Here is a 20,692-nt window from a genome sequence, read left to right as displayed (position 1 = left end):
TAGCTATAATGCGCTACGTTCCTGCCAGGCTGTGGTTGCGGACGGACGAAATGTCCATCCTAGTCCAAGACAGACGCGGTCAAAGGGATCCACGTAAGCGACCGCGTGCGCGCGGCGCGATCATGGCGCGTCCTAGATGTAAGCCGCACCGTCCGTTCTACTTTCTTTGGGGCAATACCGCCTCGCGGGCGAGCGGGCCAGTCGTGAAGGTGGCTATGGCCTCCCGAGCAAACACCCCGGTGCGCAAGTGTGGGGTCAAATACCAGGTCAGCTGGTGGGAACACCCGTTATTCCGCGCAACGCACGGATTGTATACGACACAGAAGGCAGGGTAGTGGACATGGTGAGGGGCAGCTTGATGCACGCGGCTCGGTTGGGTGCTGGGACCGCGGCGGTCATTGCCGTATTGGGCTTGAGCGGATGCGCGTTCAACCCACTGTCCACGTTCACGACGCCCACGATTGACCAGATCGAGCGCCAGACCGTTACCCCTACGGTGTCGGACGATGCCCTGGTCACTCCCGGTACCCTGACGGTTGCCCTCGATACCTCCGATGCCCCGCAGGCCATGCAGGGCGCCGATGGTAACCTCACGGGCTACGCGGTCGATGCTGCCCGCGCCCTTGCAAGCCGTATGGGCCTCAAGGTTGCCTTCGTCGATGCGTCTTCTGCCGATTCCGCGCTTGGCGACAAAAAGGCCGACATCTTCATTGGCGATATCAATTCCGCGGATGGTGATATCAGCACGCTTGGTACTTGCCTGTACGACGCTGCGGCAGTGTTCGGAAAGACGAGCGACGGCGAGTCGCTGAGCGTTTCCACCGAAACGCTTAACACCGCTACCCTGGGCGTTCAGACCTCTTCGGCCTCGCAGGAAGCGCTCGCCAAGCAGAGCATCACGGCCAACCAAAAGACCTTCTCCAACATCAACGAGTGCTTTGAGGCGCTCGAGTCCGGCGAGATCGACTACGTGATTTGCGATTCCACGGCCGGCGGCTACCTTGCGCGCCTGATGAGCCAGATCTCTTACGTCGGCGCGCTCGAGACGCCCTCGACGCTCGGCGTCGCGGGCCTCGCGGCCAACGACGGGCTATGCCGTGCCGTGAGCGATGCCCTCGACGGTATCACGGTCGACGGCACGCTCGAGGCGGTCCACTCCGTCTGGTACGGCACGATGCCCTATGACCTCACCACCAAGACGGTCTCGGGCGCCGACGTGCAGTCAACCGACACCGGATCCAGCGAGTCCTCATCCTCCGATTCGAGCAGCGAGGGCGCAACCTCCGAGGATAAATCGTTCAGCCAGGAGGGCACTATCACCGACGACGACATTAACAAGCTCAATAGCTAGTTATTGCTAGGGGTGGCGTCTCACATGCGCTAGGAGAGAGGCCTCTTCACGGTTTCAACACGCATTGCCGGGCTTTCCCAACAGGGGAGCCCGGCTTTTTCGTTTCCATAAAACCAGCAGGTCGAATACGTTTTTTAGGTGCAAAACCAAAGTCGCCGTCGCTCTCCCATAGCGCACTTTGCCGTGGAAAAGTACGAGACTTCGGTATGCGGTATCAAGCAATCGTTATTCGGGTCTTTAGGAATCCGCGTGATTAAATGCACGGCAATGGGTACATAGCCAGTACAGTAAGTCCCCGAGGCAGATTGGAGCCACGTATGGATATCAAGGTTTCTGGACGCAAGACGACGGTAACCGATGCTCTGCGTGCGCATGTGGATGAGAAGATCGGCGAGGCGCTCAAGGTTTTCGATATCGAGCCCATGACGGTCGACGTTGTACTTCGCTATGAGAAGAACCCCTCGAACCCCAACCCGGCAATCGTCGAGGTTACGGTTCGTGTCCGCGGTTCGGTGATTCGCGTTGCCGAGCACGGTGCAGATATGTACGCCGCCATCGACCTCTCCGCCGATAAGGTCACTCGCCAGCTGCGCAAGTTCAAGACCAAGGTCGTGGACAACCGCCAGGGCGGTGCCAGCGCGGCGGATGTCGCACCGGTCGAGCGCGTCGAGGATCTGGCCGACCTGCTGCTGCCCGAGGAGGAGGACGACCTGCTCGTCCGCGAGAAGGTCATCGATGTCACCCCGATGACTGAGGAGCAGGCGCTGGTGCAGACCGATCTGCTCGGCCACGACTTCTACGTGTTCGAGAACGCGACGACTGGCCTCATCAATGTGGTGTATCACCGTAAGAATGGTGGATATGGCATCATCAAGCCCCGCATCGAAACACTTGACGAGTAAAATACGTTAACTTGCATGAGTTAACGGTTGGCGGCCATCCCATGCGGGTGGCCGCCTTTTTACGAAAGGAGTCGCTTTGATGGACAAGGCCGCATCCGCCGGTCATTCGGACCGTTGCCGCATCGTCGTCGATACCTGCTGCGACTTTAGCCCCGAGGTCGCCGCGAACCTCGATGTCGATATCTTGGGCTTCCCCTTTATCATCGATGGTGAGGAGCGCACGGACGATATCTGGTCGAGCATGAGCCCTAAGGAGTTCTACGACCGCATGCGCGCCGGTGCCCGCGTGTCCACCTCGGCCGTGTCGCTCGGTCGCTATATCGAGTTCTTTACCGAGTGCGCCAAAGAGGGCACGCCCACGGTCTACCTGTGCTTTACCTCGGCGCTGTCGTCGAGCTACAACTCCGCGTGCCAGGCGGCAGATGCCGTGCGCGCCGAGTATCCCGATTTTGAGTTGTACGTGGTCGACAACGCTCTGCCCTGTGCGACCGGCGAGCTCTTGGCGCTCGAGGCCGTCCGTCAACGCTCGGCGGGACTCACCGCCAAACAGCTGGTCGACTGGGCAAACGAGGCCAAGACCTATGTCCACGGCTACTTTACGCTCGAGAGCTTTGACGCGCTGGCTGCCGGCGGCCGCATTCCGCCTGCGGCGGCACAGCTCACGGCAAAGCTCGACGTCAAGCCCGAGCTCTCTTACGACCTTGCCGGCTCGCTGTCGCTGATCGGCGTCAACCGCGGCCGCAAGAAGGCGCTCAAGTCCATCCTCAAGTCGTTCCGCGAGAACTATGTGCCCGATCGCACCATGCCCATCGCCATCATGACGGCCGATGCCGAGAAGGATGGTGACTGGCTCGAGGCTGCCGTTCGCAAGGAGGAAGGTTGCGCCGACGTCACGATTATCCGTAGTTCTGTCGGTCCTACCATTGGCTCGCACGTGGGGCCCGGCATGGTGGCACTTGCGTTTTGGGGCAAGAACCGCGCCGAGAAAGCCTCGCTTTCCGACCGCATCGCACGCCGTGTGCGTGGTGAGTAGACAGGCGCTACGACCACAGGCGCCCCGCAGCTCAAGCGCTGGCACTGAGTATTCAACCTGGTAATAACACCCAACCCAAAAGGAAAGGTTTCATGGCAAACAAGCTCTCCGTCGCATTTATCGGCACCGGAATTATGGGTGCCCCCATCGCCGGTCACATCCTGGATGCCGGCTATCCCGTCACGGTCAACAACCGCACCAAGTCCAAGGCTGCCGCGCTTATCGAGCGCGGTGCCGTTTGGGCCGATACGCCGGCAGATGCCGCGGCGAACGCCGATGTCGTCTTTACCATGGTGGGTTATCCCTCCGAGGTCGAGGAGCTCTACCTGGCGGGCGACGGTCTGCTCGCGTGCACTAAGCCCGGCGCGGTCCTGATCGATCTCACCACGAGCTCGCCCGAGCTCGCCCGCGACATTGCCGAGGCCGCCCAGGTCTCCGGCCGCATGGCGTTTGACTGCCCCGTCACCGGCGGCGAGTCGGGTGCTATCGCCGGCACGCTCACGGCTATCGTGGGCGCTACCGAGAACGATATCGCGCCGGTCCGCGACATCCTTGCCACCTTTGCGGCCAACATCTGCTGCTTCGACGGCGCCGGCAAGGGCCAGGCTGCCAAGCTCGCCAACCAGGTGTCGCTGGGCGCCTGCATGGTCGGCATGGCAGACGCTATGGCATTTGCCGAGCTGAGCGGCCTTGACCTGGAGAAGACCCGCCAGATGATCCTGGGCGGTACCGGCAAGTCCGGCGCCATGGAGAGCCTGGCTCCCAAGGCGCTCGACGGCGACTACAAACCCGGCTTTATGGTCGAGCACTTCATTAAGGACCTGCGTCTGGCGCTCGCCTACGCCGATGACCGCGAGCTCGCGCTGCCCGGTGCCGACGTGGCCTTTACGCTTTACGACATGCTCGACGCCATCGGTGGCGCCAAGCTGGGCACCCAGGCCATCACGGTCCTCTACAAGGAGGAGGCCGACGCCATCGCCGCCGGTCTGGACTGGTCGCAGTATCGTCCCGAAGAGCACGGTGCTCACGAGGACGGCTGCGGTTGCGGCGAGCACGGCGACGATCACGAGTGCGGTTGTGGCCACCACCATGGCGAGGACCACGAGTGCTGCGGCGGCCACGGCCACGATGACGGCCACGAGTGCTGCTGCGGCCACCATCACGGGGAGTAGCGCCCATGAGCTGGACGTTCGTGGTGCTCGCGCTAGTGCTCTTTATCTTTGCGATTTACATTGGCTTTTTGTGCGGCCAGTGGGCGTGCGAAAAGCGCGTCATCACCAAGCGTGACTACTGGATTGCCAATTTTGCAGGCGCGGCGGCAGTCGTCCTACTGACCTGGGTGTTTTCGCTGTTTCCGCTGGTGCAGTTTGCGCCGATCGGCTGGCTCGGCGGCTTTATCGCCGGCCTTAAGATGAGCTTTGGCGAGTCCGTCGGCCCGTGGCGCAAGCACGACGAGGTCTTTAATGTCAACAAGGCCCATCGCGCCGCCGCCGATGCGGGCGACGCCGAGGAGCGTCGCCGTGCGCGTCACAATGGTGCAGCCGACCGACAGCTCATCTCGGTCACCGATGACAGCAAGGGTGCTGGCAAGCACGCTAAGAAATAGTAAGAAGAGGTAACTATGGCAGAAAACAAGGAAGAACAGCTCACCGACGAGGAGCTGGCACAGCTTCAGCTGGTAGAGGAGAACGAGAACGCCGTCGACCGCCTGGTCAAGGAGCTCGGCTGCCCCACGCGCCGCATCCGCCAGTTTGCCGCCCGCGTGCTGCATCTGCTGGCCGAGCGCGATCCGCAGCGCGTCGTGCCCTGCGTGCCCGCGCTGATCGAGGCACTCGACCGCCCCGAGGCTCAGACCCGCTGGGAGGCTCTCGATGCCTTAGCGGCGCTCGCCACTACCTGCCCCGAGCAGCTGGGCGATGCCTTTGAGGGCGCCGAGACCGCGCTGTTCGACGAGATTTCCTCCACGCTGCGCTATGCCGCCTTCCGCCTGCTGTGCGTGTGGGGCGCCACGAGCGTCGAGCGTTCGCGCGAGGCTTGGCCCATTCTGGACGAGGCCATCCAGTGCTACCACGGCGACCTCGAGTATCGCGACATGCTCGGTTGCCTGTACGAGTTTGGCCAGGGCGAGATCGACGCCGAGGTCGCCGAGAAGCTTGCGCTGCGCCTTAAGTTCGATGCCGAGAACGGCAAGGGCAGCTATCTCAAGGCCCGTTCGAGCGAGATTTGCGAAATGCTTGTTAAACGTTTTGGCCTGGATCTCTCCAAAAAGAAGAAGCGTGCTAGCGTTAAAAAAGCTGACGACGCCGAAGACGAGGAGTAACAGATTATGGCGCACGATGTAGTCCTGATTCCCGGTGACGGTATCGGTCCCGAGATTACGCAGGCCATGCGCCGCGTGGTCGAGGCCACCGGTGTCCAGATCAATTGGAACGTCCAAGAGGCCGGTGCCGGCGTCATGGACGAGTTTGGCACGCCACTGCCTCAGCACGTGCTCGACGCGGTCGCCGAGACCAAGGTTGCTATCAAGGGCCCCATCACCACGCCGGTCGGTACGGGTTTCCGCAGCGTCAATGTGGCCCTGCGAAAGCACTTCGACCTGTATGCCTGCGTGCGCCCTTGCCTGTCGCAGCCGGGCGACGGCTCGCGCTTCCGCGACGTCGACCTGGTCATCGTGCGCGAGAACACCGAGGACCTCTACGCCGGCATCGAGTTCGATGAGGGCGCTGCCGAGGTCGAGGAGCTCTCGCAGCTCGTCGAGCGCTCGGGTCAGAAGACCTTCGCCGCGGATTCCGCCATCTCAATTAAGCCGATTTCCATCGCCAAGAGCCGCCGTATTGTGGAGTACGCCTTTGAGTACGCCCGCCGCTGCGGCCGCAAAAAGGTGACGGCCGTGCATAAGGCCAACATCATGAAGGCGACCGATGGTCTGTTCCTGCGCGTTGCGCGCGAGGTGGCCGCCAACTATCCCGATATCGAGTTCAACGACAAGATCGTCGACGCCACCTGCATGGGCCTGGTCCAGAACCCCAACGACTTCGATGTCCTGGTGCTGCCCAACCTGTACGGCGACATCGTGAGCGACCTGTGCGCCGGCCTCGTGGGCGGTTTAGGGATGGCCCCCGGCTCCAACATCGGTGCTGACTGCGCCATTTTCGAGGCAACGCACGGCTCCGCGCCCGATATCGCTGGCCAGGATATCGCCAACCCCACGGCCGAGATCCTCTCTGCTGCGATGATGCTCGATCACCTGGGCGAGAACGACGCTGCCAATCGCATTCGCGCCGCCGTATCTGCCACGCTCGACGAGGGCGAGCAGGTTACCGGTGACGTGCGTCGTGCCCAGACCGGCTCCGTTGAGGGTGCTGTGGGCACGCAAGCTTTTGCCGATGCCGTTATCGCGCACCTGGCCTAAGGTATGCACACTGCAAACGCCTAAATAGTACTTAAGTGTTTGCGTATAACCTGAGAATCAATACGCCCGGCGCTCTGTCGGGCGTATTCTATTGCGGACTATGTTTCCTAACAAGGAGTAACTGATATGGGTCTGATTCAAAAGAAGGACGAGAAGGACGAGATCGACGGCATCCAGATCATCGAGCGCGGCGAAGGCCCCGACGGTGACGAGGACGAGAAGATCGACCTGGTCGCCGGCACGTCTGCCGAACATATTGCCGCCGACACGACCGCCGAGGAGGAGGACGCTCGCCTGGAGGCAAAGATCGCCGCGGACGCAGCTGACGAGAACCTCATGCCCGAGGAACAGGACGAGGACGACGACTCCGACGTGGACGACCATGCATCCAAGCATAAGAAGACGATGATTGCCGCCTTTGTGGTTGCCGTCGTGATCGCTGCCGTGGTCGGATTCTTTATTGGCAATGGCGGCTTTGGCGGCAAGGGTGTCGGCTCGTCGACCCTGACCGAGGACCAGCTCGATTCGACCGTAGCAAGCTACAGCTACAACGGCAAGAAGAGTGACATCACCGCGCGCGAGGCCATCGAGAGCCAGTACAGCCTCGATACCGTCAAGGACGGCGATGGCAACTACGCCGCTCCCTCTGCCGACATCATCCTGTCCTACGTACGCAACAAGATTCTGCTCGATGCTGCCGAGGACGAGGGCATCACCGTCTCTTCCAAGGAGATGAAGAAGTACGCCGAGGATTCCATCGGCACTTCGGACTACAAGACCATGGCCAAGCAGTATGGCGTGTCCAAGGATCAGGCCAAGCAGATCGTCCGTCAGTCCGCGACGCTGCAGAAGCTCTACAAGAAGAAGGTCGGCGACAGCTCCGCAAGCATGCCGACCGCCCCGACCGAGCCTGCTGACGGCAACGAGGAGACCGCGAGCAAGGACTACGCCGATTACATCATCAAACTTGCAGGCGACGAGTGGGATAGCGAGAAGGGCACCTGGAAGGACGCCGATAGCACCTACGCTAAGGCCTTCGCTGACGATGCCTTTACGGCCGATAGTGCCACCTACAAGCAGGCCATGACCGCCTATTACACCGCCTATCAGCAGTATTCCTCGCAGGCTTCGAGCGCCAGCTCCAAGTGGACCGAGTACGCCAACGGCCTCTACGCCAAGGCCAACATCAGCATCTACGGCCTGTTTGCGTAAAGAGTCGCACGGCTCATCGAACATCTAGCCGATAGACAACAAATAGCCCGCCAGTACAGAAGTCGTTCTGGCGGGCTATTTGCGTTGAGGGCATGATCGGCGGCTTAATTATGGCTATTCACCTTTAAGCCCAAAAAGGCTATCGGCTTCATCGTCGGATATATATTCCAGCACATCGCCCGGTTGGCAGTCGAGTGCACGGCATATCGCGTCAAGAGTTGAAAAACGTATGGCAGAAACCTTGCCCGTCTTAATGCGTGACATATTGACCTGGGAGATGCCCACACGTTCCGCAAGCTCTTTGGATGAGATCTTGCGTTCGGCGAGCATGCGGTCAAGCCGCAGAATAATCATGGATTCCCCCTAGAGCAACTCGTCATCTTGTTTTTGCAGGATATACCCGTAGCGGAAGATGCTGGCAATCAGGCAAATAATCAGGCCTGCAAAGAGCATGGAGGGCTCGAATAACTGGCCGGCGAACGCATCCGTAAAGCTGCCGCCAAATCCTGAGAGTATCATTCCCGTGATTACGGCACCAAGAAGCCTCACGGCAGCGCCGCCGATAAGGAATAAATGTCCTACTCGACGAAGTGTGTGGTTGCATTCAAGGTCAAAGGGCCTACCTTCCTTCTCAATGTTGAAGAAAAGCCTGCGCACGCTTAGCGCGATGGTGAGCGCGAGGCATGTCATCAAGAGACTCCCTATGGCAGTGTGACCATCGTGTGCGACGAGCATAAGTGGGGCCTGTGCATTAGTACCGACGATAGCGAGGCACGGTCCTTCGCCGGCTTGAAGTTCTACGGATTGGAGACACGACCCTTGGGAGAGGCCAGGCAATATGAGTAGAAGGTCAATCGCAATGACTGCGAGGAGTCCCTGAGCGAGCGCGGTGGTGATGCAGATCGTGGCCCATTTGCAGATGCGAGCGAGCTTCCTCAGTTTGGCTATCGTCTGTTCGCGGCTGATGGTTTCATTCGATATAGATGCGTTTCGATGGGCCATAACCCCTCCAATCGGCGATTCGGATGATACTTGTATCATATCAGAATTAACGATAAACGATAAATAATTACGGATACTGAGTAAGTAATGATTGAAAACGATTAGCGTGAGCTATTAGCCCATTTTGGGTGCCGGAGTTGGCGTTCGGGGGATGAGGACAAATGCCAAAACTTCCCGTGATCGCGCATGCGCTCCATCGGGTTCCCCTAATTCATCAGGGAAAACAACTGCAAACGATTGCAAGTAACCGGTGAACGGTCGAAAACTACCGTTCACCGATAATCTCAAAACTGGTTCTAACTGGTATTAAGTCAAAAAGACCAATTCACATATCTTCACAATGACCTGCAATTTTTCTTTACGCTATTTTTAGCCGCCCTGCGTTGTATTGACACGAAAAGAGTTCCGATTTTTTGCCAAAGCGTTTCGAAACGGTTTCAAAACCGCAGGTAGAAGTATTAACGACCGGTAAACGGTCGATTTATCACCGTGAGCGGTGCAAAAACGTTTTACCGTATGAATCAACGAAAGCGACCTCTTCTGTGGTGATATAGTGGCAACAATACGTCACGTGGTTACTACCAGTTGAGAAACCACTGGTCTTTAAAGAACGCTTTCCAAGAAGCTTTAAGGGCGATTGCCCGCTGGCTTCCGAAAATCATCGGACTCAGATCGTACACACCTTCGGAAGGGAAATTTGAATGGTTGGCTTTATTCTTACCGGTCATGGACAGTTCGCACCCGGCCTTGCAAGCGCTATCGCTATGGTTGCCGGCGACCAGCCCGCTTTTACCGTCGTTCCTTTTGAGGGCGACCAGGCTGCTTCCTACGGTGAGGATCTCCGCGCCGCTATTACCGCCATGCGCGAGGAGTGCGATGGCGTGCTCGTCTTTACCGACCTGCTCGGTGGTACCCCGTTCAACCAGTCGATGATGATTGCCCAGGATGTCGACAACGTCGAGGTTCTGACTGGCACCAACCTTCCCATGGTTATTGAGCTTCTGTTCCTTCGCGGCAACGCCACGCTCGCCGAGCTTGGCGAGCAGGCCGTGACCGTTGGTCAGACGGGCATCACCGCCCAGACGGTCGCATCCGTTGCCGGCTCCGACGAGGAAGATATCTTCGGCGACGAGGACGGCATCTAATGGCCGATTTCGGAGCCAACGTCCTGAGCTCTTCGGTCGCCCTTTTAGGCCTGCTTGTCATCATGGGCTTGATTTACACCATCTGGTCGCAAATCAACATGAAGAAGAAGCAGAAGTACTTCAAGGAGCTGCATACCGAGCTCAAGCCGGGTCAGGAGGTTCTTTTCGCCGGCGGTATCTACGGAACCGTTAAGGGCATCGAAGGCGAAAAGGTCCAGATCAAAGTCCGATCCGGAGCCGTCGTAGATGTTTCGCGTTACGCGATTCAGGAGATCAAGTAACTGTCGTCAGCAAATAACGAAAGGAAGCTGATCAACATGGCAGAACCCAACATTCTTCTTACCCGCATCGATAACCGACTGGTTCATGGTCAGGTTGCCACCCAGTGGAACTCCACTCTGGGCTCCAACCTCATCCTCGTCGCCAACGACGACGTGTCGACCAACACCATGCGCCAGAACCTCATGAAGATGGCCGCTCCCACCGGCGTCGCTACGCGTTTCTTCTCCCTGCAGAAGACCATCGACGTCATCGGCAAGGCGAGCCCGCGCCAGAAGATCTTCATCGTGGCCGAAACACCGGAAGACGTGCTTACGCTCGTCAAGGGCGGTGTGCCTATAAAGAAGGTAAACATCGGCAACATGCACATGTCGGAAGGAAAGCGCCAAGTCGCCACCTCCGTCGCAGTTAACGACGAGGATGTCGCTGCGTTTAAAGAGCTGCAGGAATTGGGGGTGGAGTTGGAGATCAGGCGCGTTCCGAGCACGCCTGTTGAGGACACGAGCAAGCTCTTCTCGTAATCCTCGTGATCCACGTTGTCAGGAGTGAAACCCTGACATTCTGTACGTGATATCCAAAGTGCGTACATACATTTTGAAAGGAGGAGCAAGATGGAATACACGATCTTCCAGGTCGCTCTGGTCTTCATCGTCACGTTCGTCGCGGCAATCGACCAGTTTAACTTCCTCGAGTCTCTCTATCAGCCCATCGTCACCGGCGCCGTCATCGGTCTTATCCTTGGCGACCTCAACACCGGTCTTCTCGTGGGTGGTACTTATCAGCTCATGACGATCGGCAACATGCCGATCGGAGGTGCTCAGCCGCCTAACGCTGTTATCGGCGGCATCATGGCAGCCATTCTCGCTATCGCCACGGGCCTCGAGCCCAACGCGGCAGTCGGCCTTGCCATTCCGTTCGCTCTGCTTGGTCAGCTCGGCGTTACCCTGGTCTTCACGCTTATGTCGCCGCTCATGTCCTCCGCGGACAACATGGCTCACAACGCTGACACCAAGGGTATCGAGCGTCTGAACTACTTCGCCATGGCTCTGCTCGGCCTGATCTTCGCCGTCGTCGTCACCCTGTTCTTCATCGCTGGCGCCACCATCGGTCAGACCATCGCTTCCGCCATCCCGACTTGGCTGCAGACCGGTCTCTCCGCTGCAGGCGGCATGATGCGCTTCGTCGGCTTCGCCGTCCTGCTCAAGGTTATGATGAACCGCGATATGTGGGGCTTCTTCTTCATGGGCTTTGGCCTCGCGCTCATCACCGTTGCCAACGATTCTCTGGCAACCCCTGCTCTGCTCATCCTCGCTCTCATCGGCTTCGGCATCGCTTTCTGGGACTTCCAGCAGCAGACCGAGCTGAAGGGTGCAGCTGTTTCTGACGGAGGTGACTTCGAAGATGGCATCTAATGAGTATGTGATCCCGGAGCACTACGAGGATCTCACTCCTGCTCCGCAGCTCGACCAGAAGACCCTCAACAAGATGGCTTGGCGCTCCTGCTTCCTGCAGGCCTCGTTCAACTACGAGCGTATGCAGGCCGCTGGCTGGCTCTACTCCATCATCCCCGGTCTGGAGAAGATCCACACCAACAAGAACGACCTCGCGGCTTCCATGAGCCACAACCTGGAGTTCTTCAACACTCACCCGTTCCTCGTCACCTTTGTTATGGGCATCGTGCTTTCGCTCGAGCAGAACAAGGTTGACATCCCCACGATCCGCGCCGTCCGCGTCGCCGCAATGGGCCCGCTCGGTGGTATCGGTGACGCCCTGTTCTGGCTGACGCTCGTGCCTATCACGGCCGGCATCACCTCCAACATGGCCATCAACGGCAACGCCGCTGCACCGATCATCTTCCTGGTGATCTTCAACGTCGTCCAGTTCGCTCTGCGCTTCTGGCTCATGAACTGGTCCTACAAGCTTGGCACCAGCGCTATTGACGCTCTGACTGCCAACATGCAGGCCTTCACGCGTGCCGCTTCCATCATGGGCGTCTTCGTCGTCGGTTGCCTGGTCGTCACCATGGGTGGCACCCAGATCAACCTCCAGATCCCCAACGGCACCACCCGTGGCCTCTCCGCCACTACCGTGATCGTCTCCGAGAAGGAGGCCGAGAACTTCACCGGTATGGAGGGCATCGATACCGAGACCGCTGAGGCCGGTACCATCGCCATGACCGATGAGGACGGCAACGCCCTCACCGCTTCCGATGCCGACGGCAACGCTGTCGAGTGCGGCGTCACCGATCTGGGCAACGGCATGGAGTCCGTGACCTACGGCACCGTTACCGAGGATCCGGTCAACTTCTCTGTTGCCGACACCCTCAACACCATCGTCCCGAAGCTCGTCCCGCTTATGCTTACGCTGCTGCTTTACTACATGTTCGCTAAGCACAGCTGGACCCCGACCAAGGGCATTCTGCTGCTCTTCGTCCTCGGCATCCTGGGCGCTGGCCCGCTTGGTCTCTGGCCGAGCATCTGGTAAGGCTCTAGCTTGAGGGGTGTGTCCCTACGCGGCTCACACCCCGACCCCTTAAGCCATGTGTATGTTAAAAGCCGCGTGCTCGAAAGAGCGCGCGGCTTTTGTTTTCTTGTTGATTTGGGTGTGGCAGACAGATAATGCTAAACACCCAAGGTAGTAGCCGAGTTTGAGAAAATGGGAGGATAGGATGGCGATCGGAGCGCGTAAGCAACCGCTGTACGATCAGCTGGTCGATATTCTGACCGAAAAGATCGACCATGAATATCGCGCCGGTGACATGATTCCTTCCGAGCGCGAACTATCGGAGCGCTATGGTCTCTCGCGCACTACGGTACGCCTGGCTCTGCAGGAACTGGAGCGTTTAGGATTGGTGGTTCGGCAGCACGGTCGCGGTACCTTTGTGACCGACCGTTCGGCAAAGGCAACCAATCTTATGCAGTCCTACAGCTTTACCGAGCAGATGCGCGCGATGGGTCGCGACCCCGAGACCACGATTCTCGAGTTTTGTGAGATGGAGGCCGATAAGAATCTGGCCGAGCATATGGGATGCCGTATCGGCGACCGTATCTTTAAGCTCAAGCGCCTTCGTTCCGCCGACAACATGCCCATGATGGTCGAACGCAGCTATCTACCGGTTCGTCAATTTCTGTCCCTAAAGCGACCGCTACTGGAGCGTAAGCCGCTTTACGATGTGATTGAGCAAGACTTTCAGCAAAAGATACGCGTGGCCGAGGAGGAGTTCTATGCGAGCATAGCCCGTCCCACCGACGCTCACCTTTTGGGAATTGTCGAGGGCTCGCCTGTGCTCGATTTGGTCAGGACTACGTATAACGAGTCAAACGAGGTTGTGGAGTATACACTCTCGGTTGCTCGTGCCGATCAGTTTAAATACAAGGTTTACCACCAGCGTAGCGACTAGTGTTCGCATCGTATCCATATGATGATTCTTTGCATTTAACTGGTTACTACCAGATAACCAACTGAAGTGTATAATTGCACGTCAGAGGATTACTTCTAGAGAGAGGTATTAGAAATGTTCGAGAAGAGTGTCGAGGAGCTCACCGAGCTCGGCGCCCAGATCACCACGGCCGAGATTGCTCAGCAGCCCGAGCTTTGGCGTGATACGCTCAACATCTATCGCGAGAACAAGGAGGCCATCGAGGCCTTCCTGGCCGAGGCTCGCGCTATGGGCGAGGGCCGTCTGTCCGTTGTCTTCACCGGTGCCGGTACGTCCGACTACGTTGGCGATACCTGCGCCCCGTACCTGCGTCACGCTGGCAACACTGATCTCTACGACTTTAAGCCCATCGCCACGACCGACATCGTGAGCGCTCCGCGCGACTTCCTGCGCGCCGAGGATCCCACGCTCGTGGTTTCCTTTGCCCGCTCTGGCAACAGCCCCGAGAGCCTTGCCGCCGTTGCCGTTGCCAAGGAGCTCGTCCACAACGTCAAGTTCCTCAACATCACCTGCGCTCCCGAGGGCAAGCTTGCCGTCGAGTCTGCCGATGATCCCAATGCGCTGACGCTGCTCATTCCGCGCGCCAACGACAAGGGCTTCGCCATGACCGGTTCTTATTCCTGCATGACCCTGCTCTCCACCCTTATTTTCGACACTGCCTCTGACGAGCAGAAGGCCGAGTGGGTCGAGACCATCGCCAAGATGAGCGAGGAGGTCATCTCCCGTGAGCCCGAGATCGCCGATTACCTGGCTGGCGACTTCAACCGCGTGACCTACTTGGGTTCTGGCTCCTTCGGTGGCCTTGCTCAGGAGAGCCAGCTCAAGATCCTCGAGCTCGCTCACGGTCTGGTCGCTACTTCCTACGACACCTCCATGGGCTATCGTCACGGACCTAAGTCCTTCGTCGACGATAAGACGCTCGTCTTCGTGTTCGTCAACAACGACGCCTACACCCGTCAGTACGACATCGACATCCTCAACGAGATCGGTGGCGACGAGATCGCTCAGCACACCATCGCCGTTCAGCAGGAAGGTGCCACCGTCTATGAGGGTGAGTCCTTCACCTTTAAGGGCTACGAGGCACTTCCCGAGGGTTACCTTGCTCTGCCGTTCGTGATGTTTGCCCAGGCTATCAGCCTGCTCAACTCCGTGCGCGTGGGCAACACGCCCGATACGCCGAGCCCCACCGGCACGGTCAACCGCGTGGTTAAGGGCGTGACGATTCACCCCTTCACCGCTTAATCGCGTCCCCCTGTAAGGGCGCCCGTCCGCTCATAACGGCGGGCGGGCGCTTTTTGTTTTACGTGAGCTGGGTATAAGCATCACCACAGTCAACTGCTTTAGAAGCAAGGAGTGCATATGAGCACGTACGCAATTAAGGCTGACAAGTTCTTCTTGCCGGCAGGCCCGCAACTGGGCGGCTATCTTATGGTCGAGGATGGCGTCTTTGGCGCCTGGCAGGCCGACGAGCCCTCTTGCGAGATTAAGGACTACACGGGATCGTGGATCGCACCGGGTATGGTCGATACTCACATCCATGGCTTCTACAACCACTCAACTACCGATAACGATCCCGAGGGCATCGATATCAGCTCGACCGAGCTCGCCCGTCGCGGTACCACCAGCTGGCTGCCCACGACGTTCACCGATGGCGTTGAGCAGATCAAGGACGCCTGCGCCGCTATCGCCAAGGCGGACGAGGGTCGCGGCCCCGACTTCTGCGGTGCTCGCATTCAGGGCATCTACCTGGAGGGCCCCTTCTTTACCATGAAGCACGTGGGCGCGCAGAACCCCGCTTATCTTATCGACCCCTCCGAGGAGGTCTTCGATCAGTGGCAGGAGGCTGCGGGTGGTCGCATCGTTAAGAGCGCCATGGCGGCCGAGCGCGACGGTTCCGCTGCTTATGCGGCTGCTCTGAACGCCAAGGGTGTGGTGACCAGCATCGGTCACTCCGACGCCACCTACGATGAGTGCATCGCCGCCATCAACGCCGGTGCCAGCTGCTTTACGCATACCTATAACGGCCAGCGCGGGCTGCATCACCGTGAGCCCGGTGTCGTGGGTGCTGCCATGTCCACGCCCGAGACCTACGCCGAGATCATCTGTGACGGCAAGCACGTAAACCCTGCCGCCATCAAGGCACTGCTGCAGGCAAAGGGCTGGCAGCACACGGTGCTCATCACCGACTGCCTGGGTTGCGGCGGCATGCCCGAGGGCAGCTACACCAGTGGTGGCATGGACGTCATCATGAAGGACAACCTGTGCTGGCTCGCTGACGGCAAGAGCATTGCCGGCTCGGTGCTCACGCTTGCCCAGGGCGTCAAGAACATCGTCGACTGGGGCATCGCCAGCGCCGATATCGCCATTCGCATGGCAACCGAGGTGCCGGCACGCTCCGCGCACATCGAGGATAAGTGCGGCAGCATCATGCCGGGTCGCGACGCCGACTTTGTCGTGTTCGACCATGAGCTCACCCTCGTCGAGACGTATGTTGGCGGCCAAAGCGTCGGCAACGCCTTTACCGAGTAACGATAGAAAAAGACGGCGGGCCCGAATCTGCTCGGACCCGCCGTATGGGTTAAACGCTCAAAAGCACCTTAACAGTTACAGCTTGTTAGCGATCTTCTTTGCCGTGCGCTTAACGCCGGCCACCAGGCCTCCTGCAGGATGCTCCTTTTCGTAGGCTAGACGCTTCTCGCGCTTGGCGTACTCTTCCACGATGATGTCGCCATACTCGTTTTCGATCTTGTCGAAGAAGTCGACGGCGCCCTTAATTTCCTCGGCGGTCGGGTGTCCCTTTTGGACACCGCCGGTGAGTTTGAACGGCCCCCACGTATCAAAGCCGGGGCAGCCGTAGACACCCATAAAGATGGCCTGCTTCATGCGGCAGATGCCATCGATATCCTTGCCGTACCACTTGTTTTTGCCACCGTAGGTCATAAGGCCAAACACCTTGTCCTGCGGTTGCAGCACGTTAGTGAGCACGCGTGCCATGTCCTTGTCGATCTCGGAGTAATAGATGCCCGTGGCGACACCGATCAGATGATATTCGTGCAGGTTGGGATACTCGTTTTTGCCGAGCGCCTTGACGTCGAGGGTATCGATCTCGGGGTGTGCCTCGACGATGGCGTCCACGAGCTTTTTCGTATTGCCGTGATGGCGCGAGGCGTAGAGGATGATGGTTCGCATAAGAAGGCCTTTCAGCTGTAATTGCATCAATGTCTGTATGGTACCCCGTTGCATGGCTGGGATACCGGACGCATCGATGAACGTGCGGGTTTGTCCTTTGGTCAGGGCCGAGACGGGTTCTTGCGAGCAAAAAAAGCAGTTGTTCGAAAGGATGGGCAATGGAATACGCTCTCTCCAACGATTCGATTTCTATTAAGGTGTCTACGGCCGGCGGCTCGTTTACCTCGATTGAGGCCGACGGTCGCGAGTATTTGTGGCAGGGTGATCCCGCAGTGTGGTCCGGCCAGGCGCCGATCTGCTTCCCGATTTGCGGAGGCCTGCGCGATGGCAACGCCATGACGTTTGCCGGGCATCATGTAAAGCTCGCTCGCCACGGGTTTGCGCGCAAGCAGGAGTGGAAGCTGCTGAGCCAAGGCGAGAACGAGCTGGCGATGTGCCTGGCTTCCGAGGATAACGCCGCGCTGCTGAGCGATTATCCGTATCCGTTTAAGCTTGTCGCCCGTTATACGCTCGAGGATACCGCCGTGCGCGTCTCCTATGAGGTGACCAACGAGGGAACCGAGGACATGCCGTTCTTTATCGGCGGTCATCCCGGCTTTAGGTGTCCGCTCGATGAGGGCGAGGCCTATACGGACTACGAGCTGCGCTTTGAGAAAGACGAGGCTGCGGAGCTCTGCACCGCCGTTCCCTCGACTGGATTGATTGACGTCGCAAACCGCTCCAAGAACCCCATGGTGGGAAAGACGCTGCCCCTGTCGCACGAGCTCTTCGATTTTGCGGAGACCATCTTTGACGTGCTCGAGAGCCGTCAGGTCACGCTTTCCAAAAAGGGCGAGGACAAGGGCGTCCGCCTGAGCTTTGAGGGCTTCCCATATCTCATTGTGTGGAGCAAGCCCGAGGGCGATTTTGTGGCAGTTGAACCTTGGGGCGGCCTCTCGACCTGCTCCGATGAGGACGACGTACTTGAGCATAAGCGCGGCTGCCTTGTCGCCAAGCCCAAGGAGACCATCGTTCGCTCGTTCACGATTGAGATTCTGTAATTCCGTTTTGTCGACTCGTATCGCGAGGCACAAGGAGCCTGCGAGATAAGGAGCTAAAAATGATCCTCACCGTTACGATGAACCCGTCTGTCGATACGCGCTATCAGCTCGATGAGCTCGTTATCGACGACGTCAACCGTGTGACGCCCGAAAAGACCGCCGGCGGCAAGGGCCTCAACGTGGCCCGTGTGCTGGGTCAGCTGGGTGACGACGTTGTGGCAACCGGTCTGCTCGGCGGCCACATGGGCGCCTACATGGCTGAGCTCATGGACGCCAACGGCATTAACAACGACTTTGTGCCCATCAAGGGCGAGACTCGCATTTGCCTCAACATCCTCCACGCCGGCAACCAGACCGAGCTGCTCGAGAGCGGCCCGACAATTGCCCCCGAGGAGCTCGATGCCTTTACTGCCAAGTTTACCGAGCTTGCGAGCAAGGCCGATGTCGTTACCATCTCGGGTTCGCTGCCCCGCGGCGTCGAGGCGGACTACTATGCCAAGATCACGGGCATTGCCGAGAACGCCGGCGCCAAGGTGCTGCTCGATACCTCGGGTGCCTCGCTTGAGGCTGCGCTCAAGTCCGAGGTCAAGCCCGAGCTGGTTAAGCCTAACCTGACCGAAATTAACGGCCTTCTGGGCACGAGCTTTACCACCGACGATGTGGACGAGCTCCGTTCCGCGCTCGCCTCTGACGCCCGCTTCTCCGATATCCCCTGGGTCGTCGTATCCATGGGCGCTGCCGGCTCAGTTGGCTTCCATAACGGCCGTGCGTTCCGCGCCAAGACCCCCGATATCCCCGCCGTTAACGCTACGGGCTCTGGCGATTCGACCATTGCCGGCTTCGCACATGCGATTGCTGCTGGTGCGGATGACGAGACGGTGCTGCGTACCGCCAACACCTGCGGCAAGCTCAACGCCATGGATCCCATGACCGGCCATCTGGTCATGGATCGTTGGGACGAGGTCTACAACGGCGTTGTCGTGACTGAGCTGTAAGAGTTTGGGCGACGGCCCCGGCATCGCTTGCTAGCTCATGTTGACGACAAGTGCGGTAGCATTATGCCGGGGCGCGACGCCGACGTTGTCGTGTTCAATCCCGACCTTACCCTGGTCGAGACGTATGTGGGTGGCAACAGCGTCGGTAATGCGTTTACCGAGTAGCTGCCAAAGAAACGATCCGAGAGGGGATTTAGATGATTTACGGTGCATTGGGCGATATCGAGGAGTACCGCGGAATGCTCAAGGGCCTCGACGTGCTGATCGACTGGCTCGAGGAGAACGACCCGGCGCAGCTCGAGGTCGGCAGCCATCCGATTCTGGGCGATAAGGTCTTTGCGAACGTCATGGCTCCCACGACGCGTCCCGAGGCCGAGGCCCACTACGAGACGCATCAGCGCTATCACGACCTGCAGATCGACGTCGAGGGTCGCGAGGCCTTTAAGGTCGCCACGGGCAGCCTGACGCTGGTCCAGGAGTTTGACGAGAAGGACGACTACGACCTGGTCGATTCCGACGCTTCGATCGCCGGCGATCTTGCTGACGACAAGTTTGCACTGTTCGTTGCCGGTGAGCCGCATATGCCCACGCTCGAGTTCCCGGGCGATGGCGCACAGCCGGTCAAGAAGATCTGCTTTAAGCTGCTTGCAGACGCTTACTGGGAGGAGTAACGCGCTGCTCGTGAGCTAGCGTGGTTCCCCTTGGGGAGCGCGTTTGAGCCCCGCCGATCGCGATTCCTTTGGGGATTGAGGTTGGCGGGGCTTGTTGTTGAGTAGGGGAGTTATAGGCAGCGTTGTGCTTGGATTGGCGGATGTTCGCCAGAAATCGGCAACAAAAAAGCCGCCCGAAGGCGGCTATCTTGTGCAATGGAGCCAGCGACCGGGCTCGAACCGGTGACCCCCGCTTTACGAGAGCGGTGCTCTACCAACTGAGCTACGCTGGCGGCCATGTGGTGACGCAACTGAGGCGTCAACGGCTGTCTATGATACGGGACATCGCACATCCGCGCAAGTGTTCTGACGGCTTTTCTCACTTTAAATGCACTAATATTGGAGACGTGATGTCCCGCTCGTATGGGTCTCAAACAGAATGGGGCAGCCATGGCTCAACCCAAGATCCTTCTCACGCGTATCGATGACCGTTTCATTTACGGGCAAGACGTTGAGCTGTGGAACGAAGCCGTGGGTTCCAACCTTGTTTTAATCGTCAACGATGAGATCGCGGCGGATTCGCGCCAATGGGCACCCATGAGGGTGGCGGCGCCGGAAGGCGTTTGGACGCGGTTTTTCTCGGTGCAAAGGACCATCGACATCATTCATACCGCAACGCCGCGTCAATGGATTCTGATCATGGTAGACTCACCCGTCGATGCGCTCGCGCTGGTTAAGGGTGGTGTGCCGATCACCAAGATCAACATTGGCCATATGCAGGCAGGGGAGGGCAAGTACCCCATAACGCCCGCAGTCGCCGTAGACGACGCAGATATCGCTGCCTTCAAAGAGCTGCAAGAACTCGGCATAGAGCTAGAAATCCGCTACCTTCCCAGCTCCAATCCCGACCCCATCGACAATTTGTTCAACTGATCCCTTGGGGACGGAGGAAAACGGATCATTTTGCCCTTGCGAGGGATGCGCGCGATACCGCCTATCAAAAACTATGCCCATTTACTACGTTTGATCGGCTATCGCCGAGC

23 protein-coding genes and 1 tRNA gene are annotated in these 20,692 nt (G+C 58.8%); 20 read left to right on the top strand and 4 right to left on the bottom strand.

The features are described from left to right. Positions 1–340 precede the first annotated feature (340 nt). The 8 genes from FGQ67_RS03950 (at position 341) to FGQ67_RS03915 (ending at position 7,910) form a co-directional block, all read left to right on the top strand. Positions 341–1,351, top strand: a complete 1,011-nt coding sequence (locus FGQ67_RS03950; RefSeq protein ID WP_249934379.1) for a substrate-binding periplasmic protein — start codon at positions 341–343, stop codon at positions 1,349–1,351. A 317-nt stretch (positions 1,352–1,668) separates the two neighbouring features. Then, a complete protein-coding gene (hpf, locus tag FGQ67_RS03945) occupies positions 1,669–2,253 on the top strand; it encodes a ribosome hibernation-promoting factor, HPF/YfiA family (RefSeq protein ID WP_055310422.1) in 585 nt (194 codons plus the stop codon). A gap of 79 nt (positions 2,254–2,332) precedes the next feature. Next, positions 2,333–3,286, top strand: a complete 954-nt coding sequence (locus FGQ67_RS03940) for a DegV family protein (RefSeq protein ID WP_118388337.1) — start codon at positions 2,333–2,335, stop codon at positions 3,284–3,286. A gap of 92 nt (positions 3,287–3,378) precedes the next feature. Continuing rightward, positions 3,379–4,458 (top strand): NAD(P)-dependent oxidoreductase, encoded by a 1,080-nt coding sequence (locus FGQ67_RS03935; RefSeq protein WP_138340216.1) that lies wholly within the window; start codon positions 3,379–3,381, stop codon positions 4,456–4,458. A 5-nt stretch (positions 4,459–4,463) separates the two neighbouring features. Continuing rightward, entirely contained in the window at positions 4,464–4,892 is a 429-nt protein-coding gene (locus FGQ67_RS03930) for a hypothetical protein (protein ID WP_138340214.1), read from the top strand. A 15-nt stretch (positions 4,893–4,907) separates the two neighbouring features. Continuing rightward, entirely contained in the window at positions 4,908–5,606 is a 699-nt protein-coding gene (locus FGQ67_RS03925) for a hypothetical protein (protein ID WP_138340212.1), read from the top strand. A gap of 6 nt (positions 5,607–5,612) precedes the next feature. Then, positions 5,613–6,698 carry an isocitrate/isopropylmalate dehydrogenase family protein gene (locus FGQ67_RS03920; RefSeq protein ID WP_022094615.1) on the top strand — a complete coding sequence of 362 codons (1,086 nt, stop codon included), beginning with the start codon at positions 5,613–5,615 and terminating at the stop codon, positions 6,696–6,698. A 126-nt stretch (positions 6,699–6,824) separates the two neighbouring features. Then, positions 6,825–7,910 (top strand): hypothetical protein, encoded by a 1,086-nt coding sequence (locus FGQ67_RS03915; RefSeq protein ID WP_138340210.1) that lies wholly within the window; start codon positions 6,825–6,827, stop codon positions 7,908–7,910. A 114-nt stretch (positions 7,911–8,024) separates the two neighbouring features. Here the strand turns inward: FGQ67_RS03915 and FGQ67_RS03910 are convergent, their stop codons facing one another. Both FGQ67_RS03910 and FGQ67_RS03905 read right to left on the bottom strand, forming a co-directional pair. Next, positions 8,025–8,264: a helix-turn-helix domain-containing protein gene (locus tag FGQ67_RS03910; protein ID WP_138340207.1), complete on the bottom strand. Its 240-nt coding sequence runs from the start codon at positions 8,262–8,264 to the stop codon at positions 8,025–8,027. A 9-nt stretch (positions 8,265–8,273) separates the two neighbouring features. Continuing rightward, the gene (locus tag FGQ67_RS03905; RefSeq protein ID WP_171025187.1) at positions 8,274–8,912 is read right to left on the bottom strand and encodes a DUF2975 domain-containing protein; all 639 of its coding nucleotides are present in this window, start codon (positions 8,910–8,912) and stop codon (positions 8,274–8,276) included. Between the two features lie 701 nt (positions 8,913–9,613). Between FGQ67_RS03905 and FGQ67_RS03900 the strand changes: the two genes are divergently transcribed. From FGQ67_RS03900 to nagA, 8 genes are all read left to right on the top strand, one after another. After that, positions 9,614–10,057: a PTS sugar transporter subunit IIA domain-containing protein gene (locus tag FGQ67_RS03900; protein ID WP_117743271.1), complete on the top strand. Its 444-nt coding sequence runs from the start codon at positions 9,614–9,616 to the stop codon at positions 10,055–10,057. Then, positions 10,057–10,338: a preprotein translocase subunit YajC gene (yajC, locus tag FGQ67_RS03895; protein WP_022094612.1), complete on the top strand. Its 282-nt coding sequence runs from the start codon at positions 10,057–10,059 to the stop codon at positions 10,336–10,338. The genes FGQ67_RS03900 and yajC overlap by 1 nt, the downstream gene beginning before the upstream one ends. A 36-nt stretch (positions 10,339–10,374) precedes the next feature. Further along, a complete protein-coding gene (agaV, locus tag FGQ67_RS03890; protein WP_117640370.1) occupies positions 10,375–10,857 on the top strand; it encodes a PTS N-acetylgalactosamine transporter subunit IIB in 483 nt (160 codons plus the stop codon). Between the two features lie 90 nt (positions 10,858–10,947). Beyond that, the gene (locus FGQ67_RS03885) at positions 10,948–11,748 is read left to right on the top strand and encodes a PTS mannose/fructose/sorbose/N-acetylgalactosamine transporter subunit IIC (RefSeq protein WP_138340202.1); all 801 of its coding nucleotides are present in this window, start codon (positions 10,948–10,950) and stop codon (positions 11,746–11,748) included. Beyond that, positions 11,738–12,820: a PTS system mannose/fructose/sorbose family transporter subunit IID gene (locus tag FGQ67_RS03880; RefSeq protein ID WP_022094609.1), complete on the top strand. Its 1,083-nt coding sequence runs from the start codon at positions 11,738–11,740 to the stop codon at positions 12,818–12,820. The genes FGQ67_RS03885 and FGQ67_RS03880 overlap by 11 nt, the downstream gene beginning before the upstream one ends. Positions 12,821–13,004: 184 nt before the next feature. After that, a complete protein-coding gene (locus tag FGQ67_RS03875) occupies positions 13,005–13,736 on the top strand; it encodes a GntR family transcriptional regulator (RefSeq protein WP_138340200.1) in 732 nt (243 codons plus the stop codon). 114 nt (positions 13,737–13,850) lie between these two features. Next, entirely contained in the window at positions 13,851–15,017 is a 1,167-nt protein-coding gene (locus FGQ67_RS03870) for an AgaS family sugar isomerase (RefSeq protein WP_138340197.1), read from the top strand. A 117-nt stretch (positions 15,018–15,134) separates the two neighbouring features. Beyond that, entirely contained in the window at positions 15,135–16,304 is a 1,170-nt protein-coding gene (gene nagA, locus FGQ67_RS03865) for an N-acetylglucosamine-6-phosphate deacetylase (RefSeq protein WP_138340194.1), read from the top strand. A gap of 75 nt (positions 16,305–16,379) precedes the next feature. Here nagA and FGQ67_RS03860 read toward each other — a convergent pair whose 3' ends face one another. Further along, positions 16,380–16,964 (bottom strand): NADPH-dependent FMN reductase family protein, encoded by a 585-nt coding sequence (locus FGQ67_RS03860; protein WP_249934377.1) that lies wholly within the window; start codon positions 16,962–16,964, stop codon positions 16,380–16,382. A 158-nt stretch (positions 16,965–17,122) separates the two neighbouring features. Between FGQ67_RS03860 and FGQ67_RS03855 the strand changes: the two genes are divergently transcribed. From FGQ67_RS03855 to FGQ67_RS03840, 3 genes are all read left to right on the top strand, one after another. Continuing rightward, on the top strand, positions 17,123–18,004 hold the full coding sequence (locus tag FGQ67_RS03855; protein WP_138340191.1) for an aldose 1-epimerase family protein: 882 nt from the start codon (positions 17,123–17,125) through the stop codon (positions 18,002–18,004). A 59-nt stretch (positions 18,005–18,063) separates the two neighbouring features. Continuing rightward, the gene (locus FGQ67_RS03850; protein ID WP_138340188.1) at positions 18,064–18,999 is read left to right on the top strand and encodes a hexose kinase; all 936 of its coding nucleotides are present in this window, start codon (positions 18,064–18,066) and stop codon (positions 18,997–18,999) included. A 197-nt stretch (positions 19,000–19,196) separates the two neighbouring features. Then, entirely contained in the window at positions 19,197–19,670 is a 474-nt protein-coding gene (locus FGQ67_RS03840; RefSeq protein WP_117654927.1) for a NanQ anomerase/TabA/YiaL family protein, read from the top strand. 196 nt (positions 19,671–19,866) lie between these two features. Here FGQ67_RS03840 and FGQ67_RS03835 read toward each other — a convergent pair. Further along, positions 19,867–19,942 (bottom strand) — tRNA-Thr (locus FGQ67_RS03835). Positions 19,943–20,099: 157 nt separating this feature from the next. Between FGQ67_RS03835 and FGQ67_RS03830 the strand changes: the two genes are divergently transcribed. Continuing rightward, a complete protein-coding gene (locus FGQ67_RS03830) occupies positions 20,100–20,582 on the top strand; it encodes a PTS sugar transporter subunit IIB (RefSeq protein WP_138340186.1) in 483 nt (160 codons plus the stop codon). Positions 20,583–20,692: the final 110 nt, after the last annotated feature.

Origin of the sequence: Collinsella aerofaciens (genome assembly GCF_005845035.1) — a bacterium.
GTDB classification, from domain to species: Bacteria; Actinomycetota; Coriobacteriia; order Coriobacteriales; family Coriobacteriaceae; genus Collinsella; species Collinsella aerofaciens_I.
Note: the sequence above shows the minus strand (reverse complement) of the source record. Positions and strands in the feature narration are given on the sequence as shown.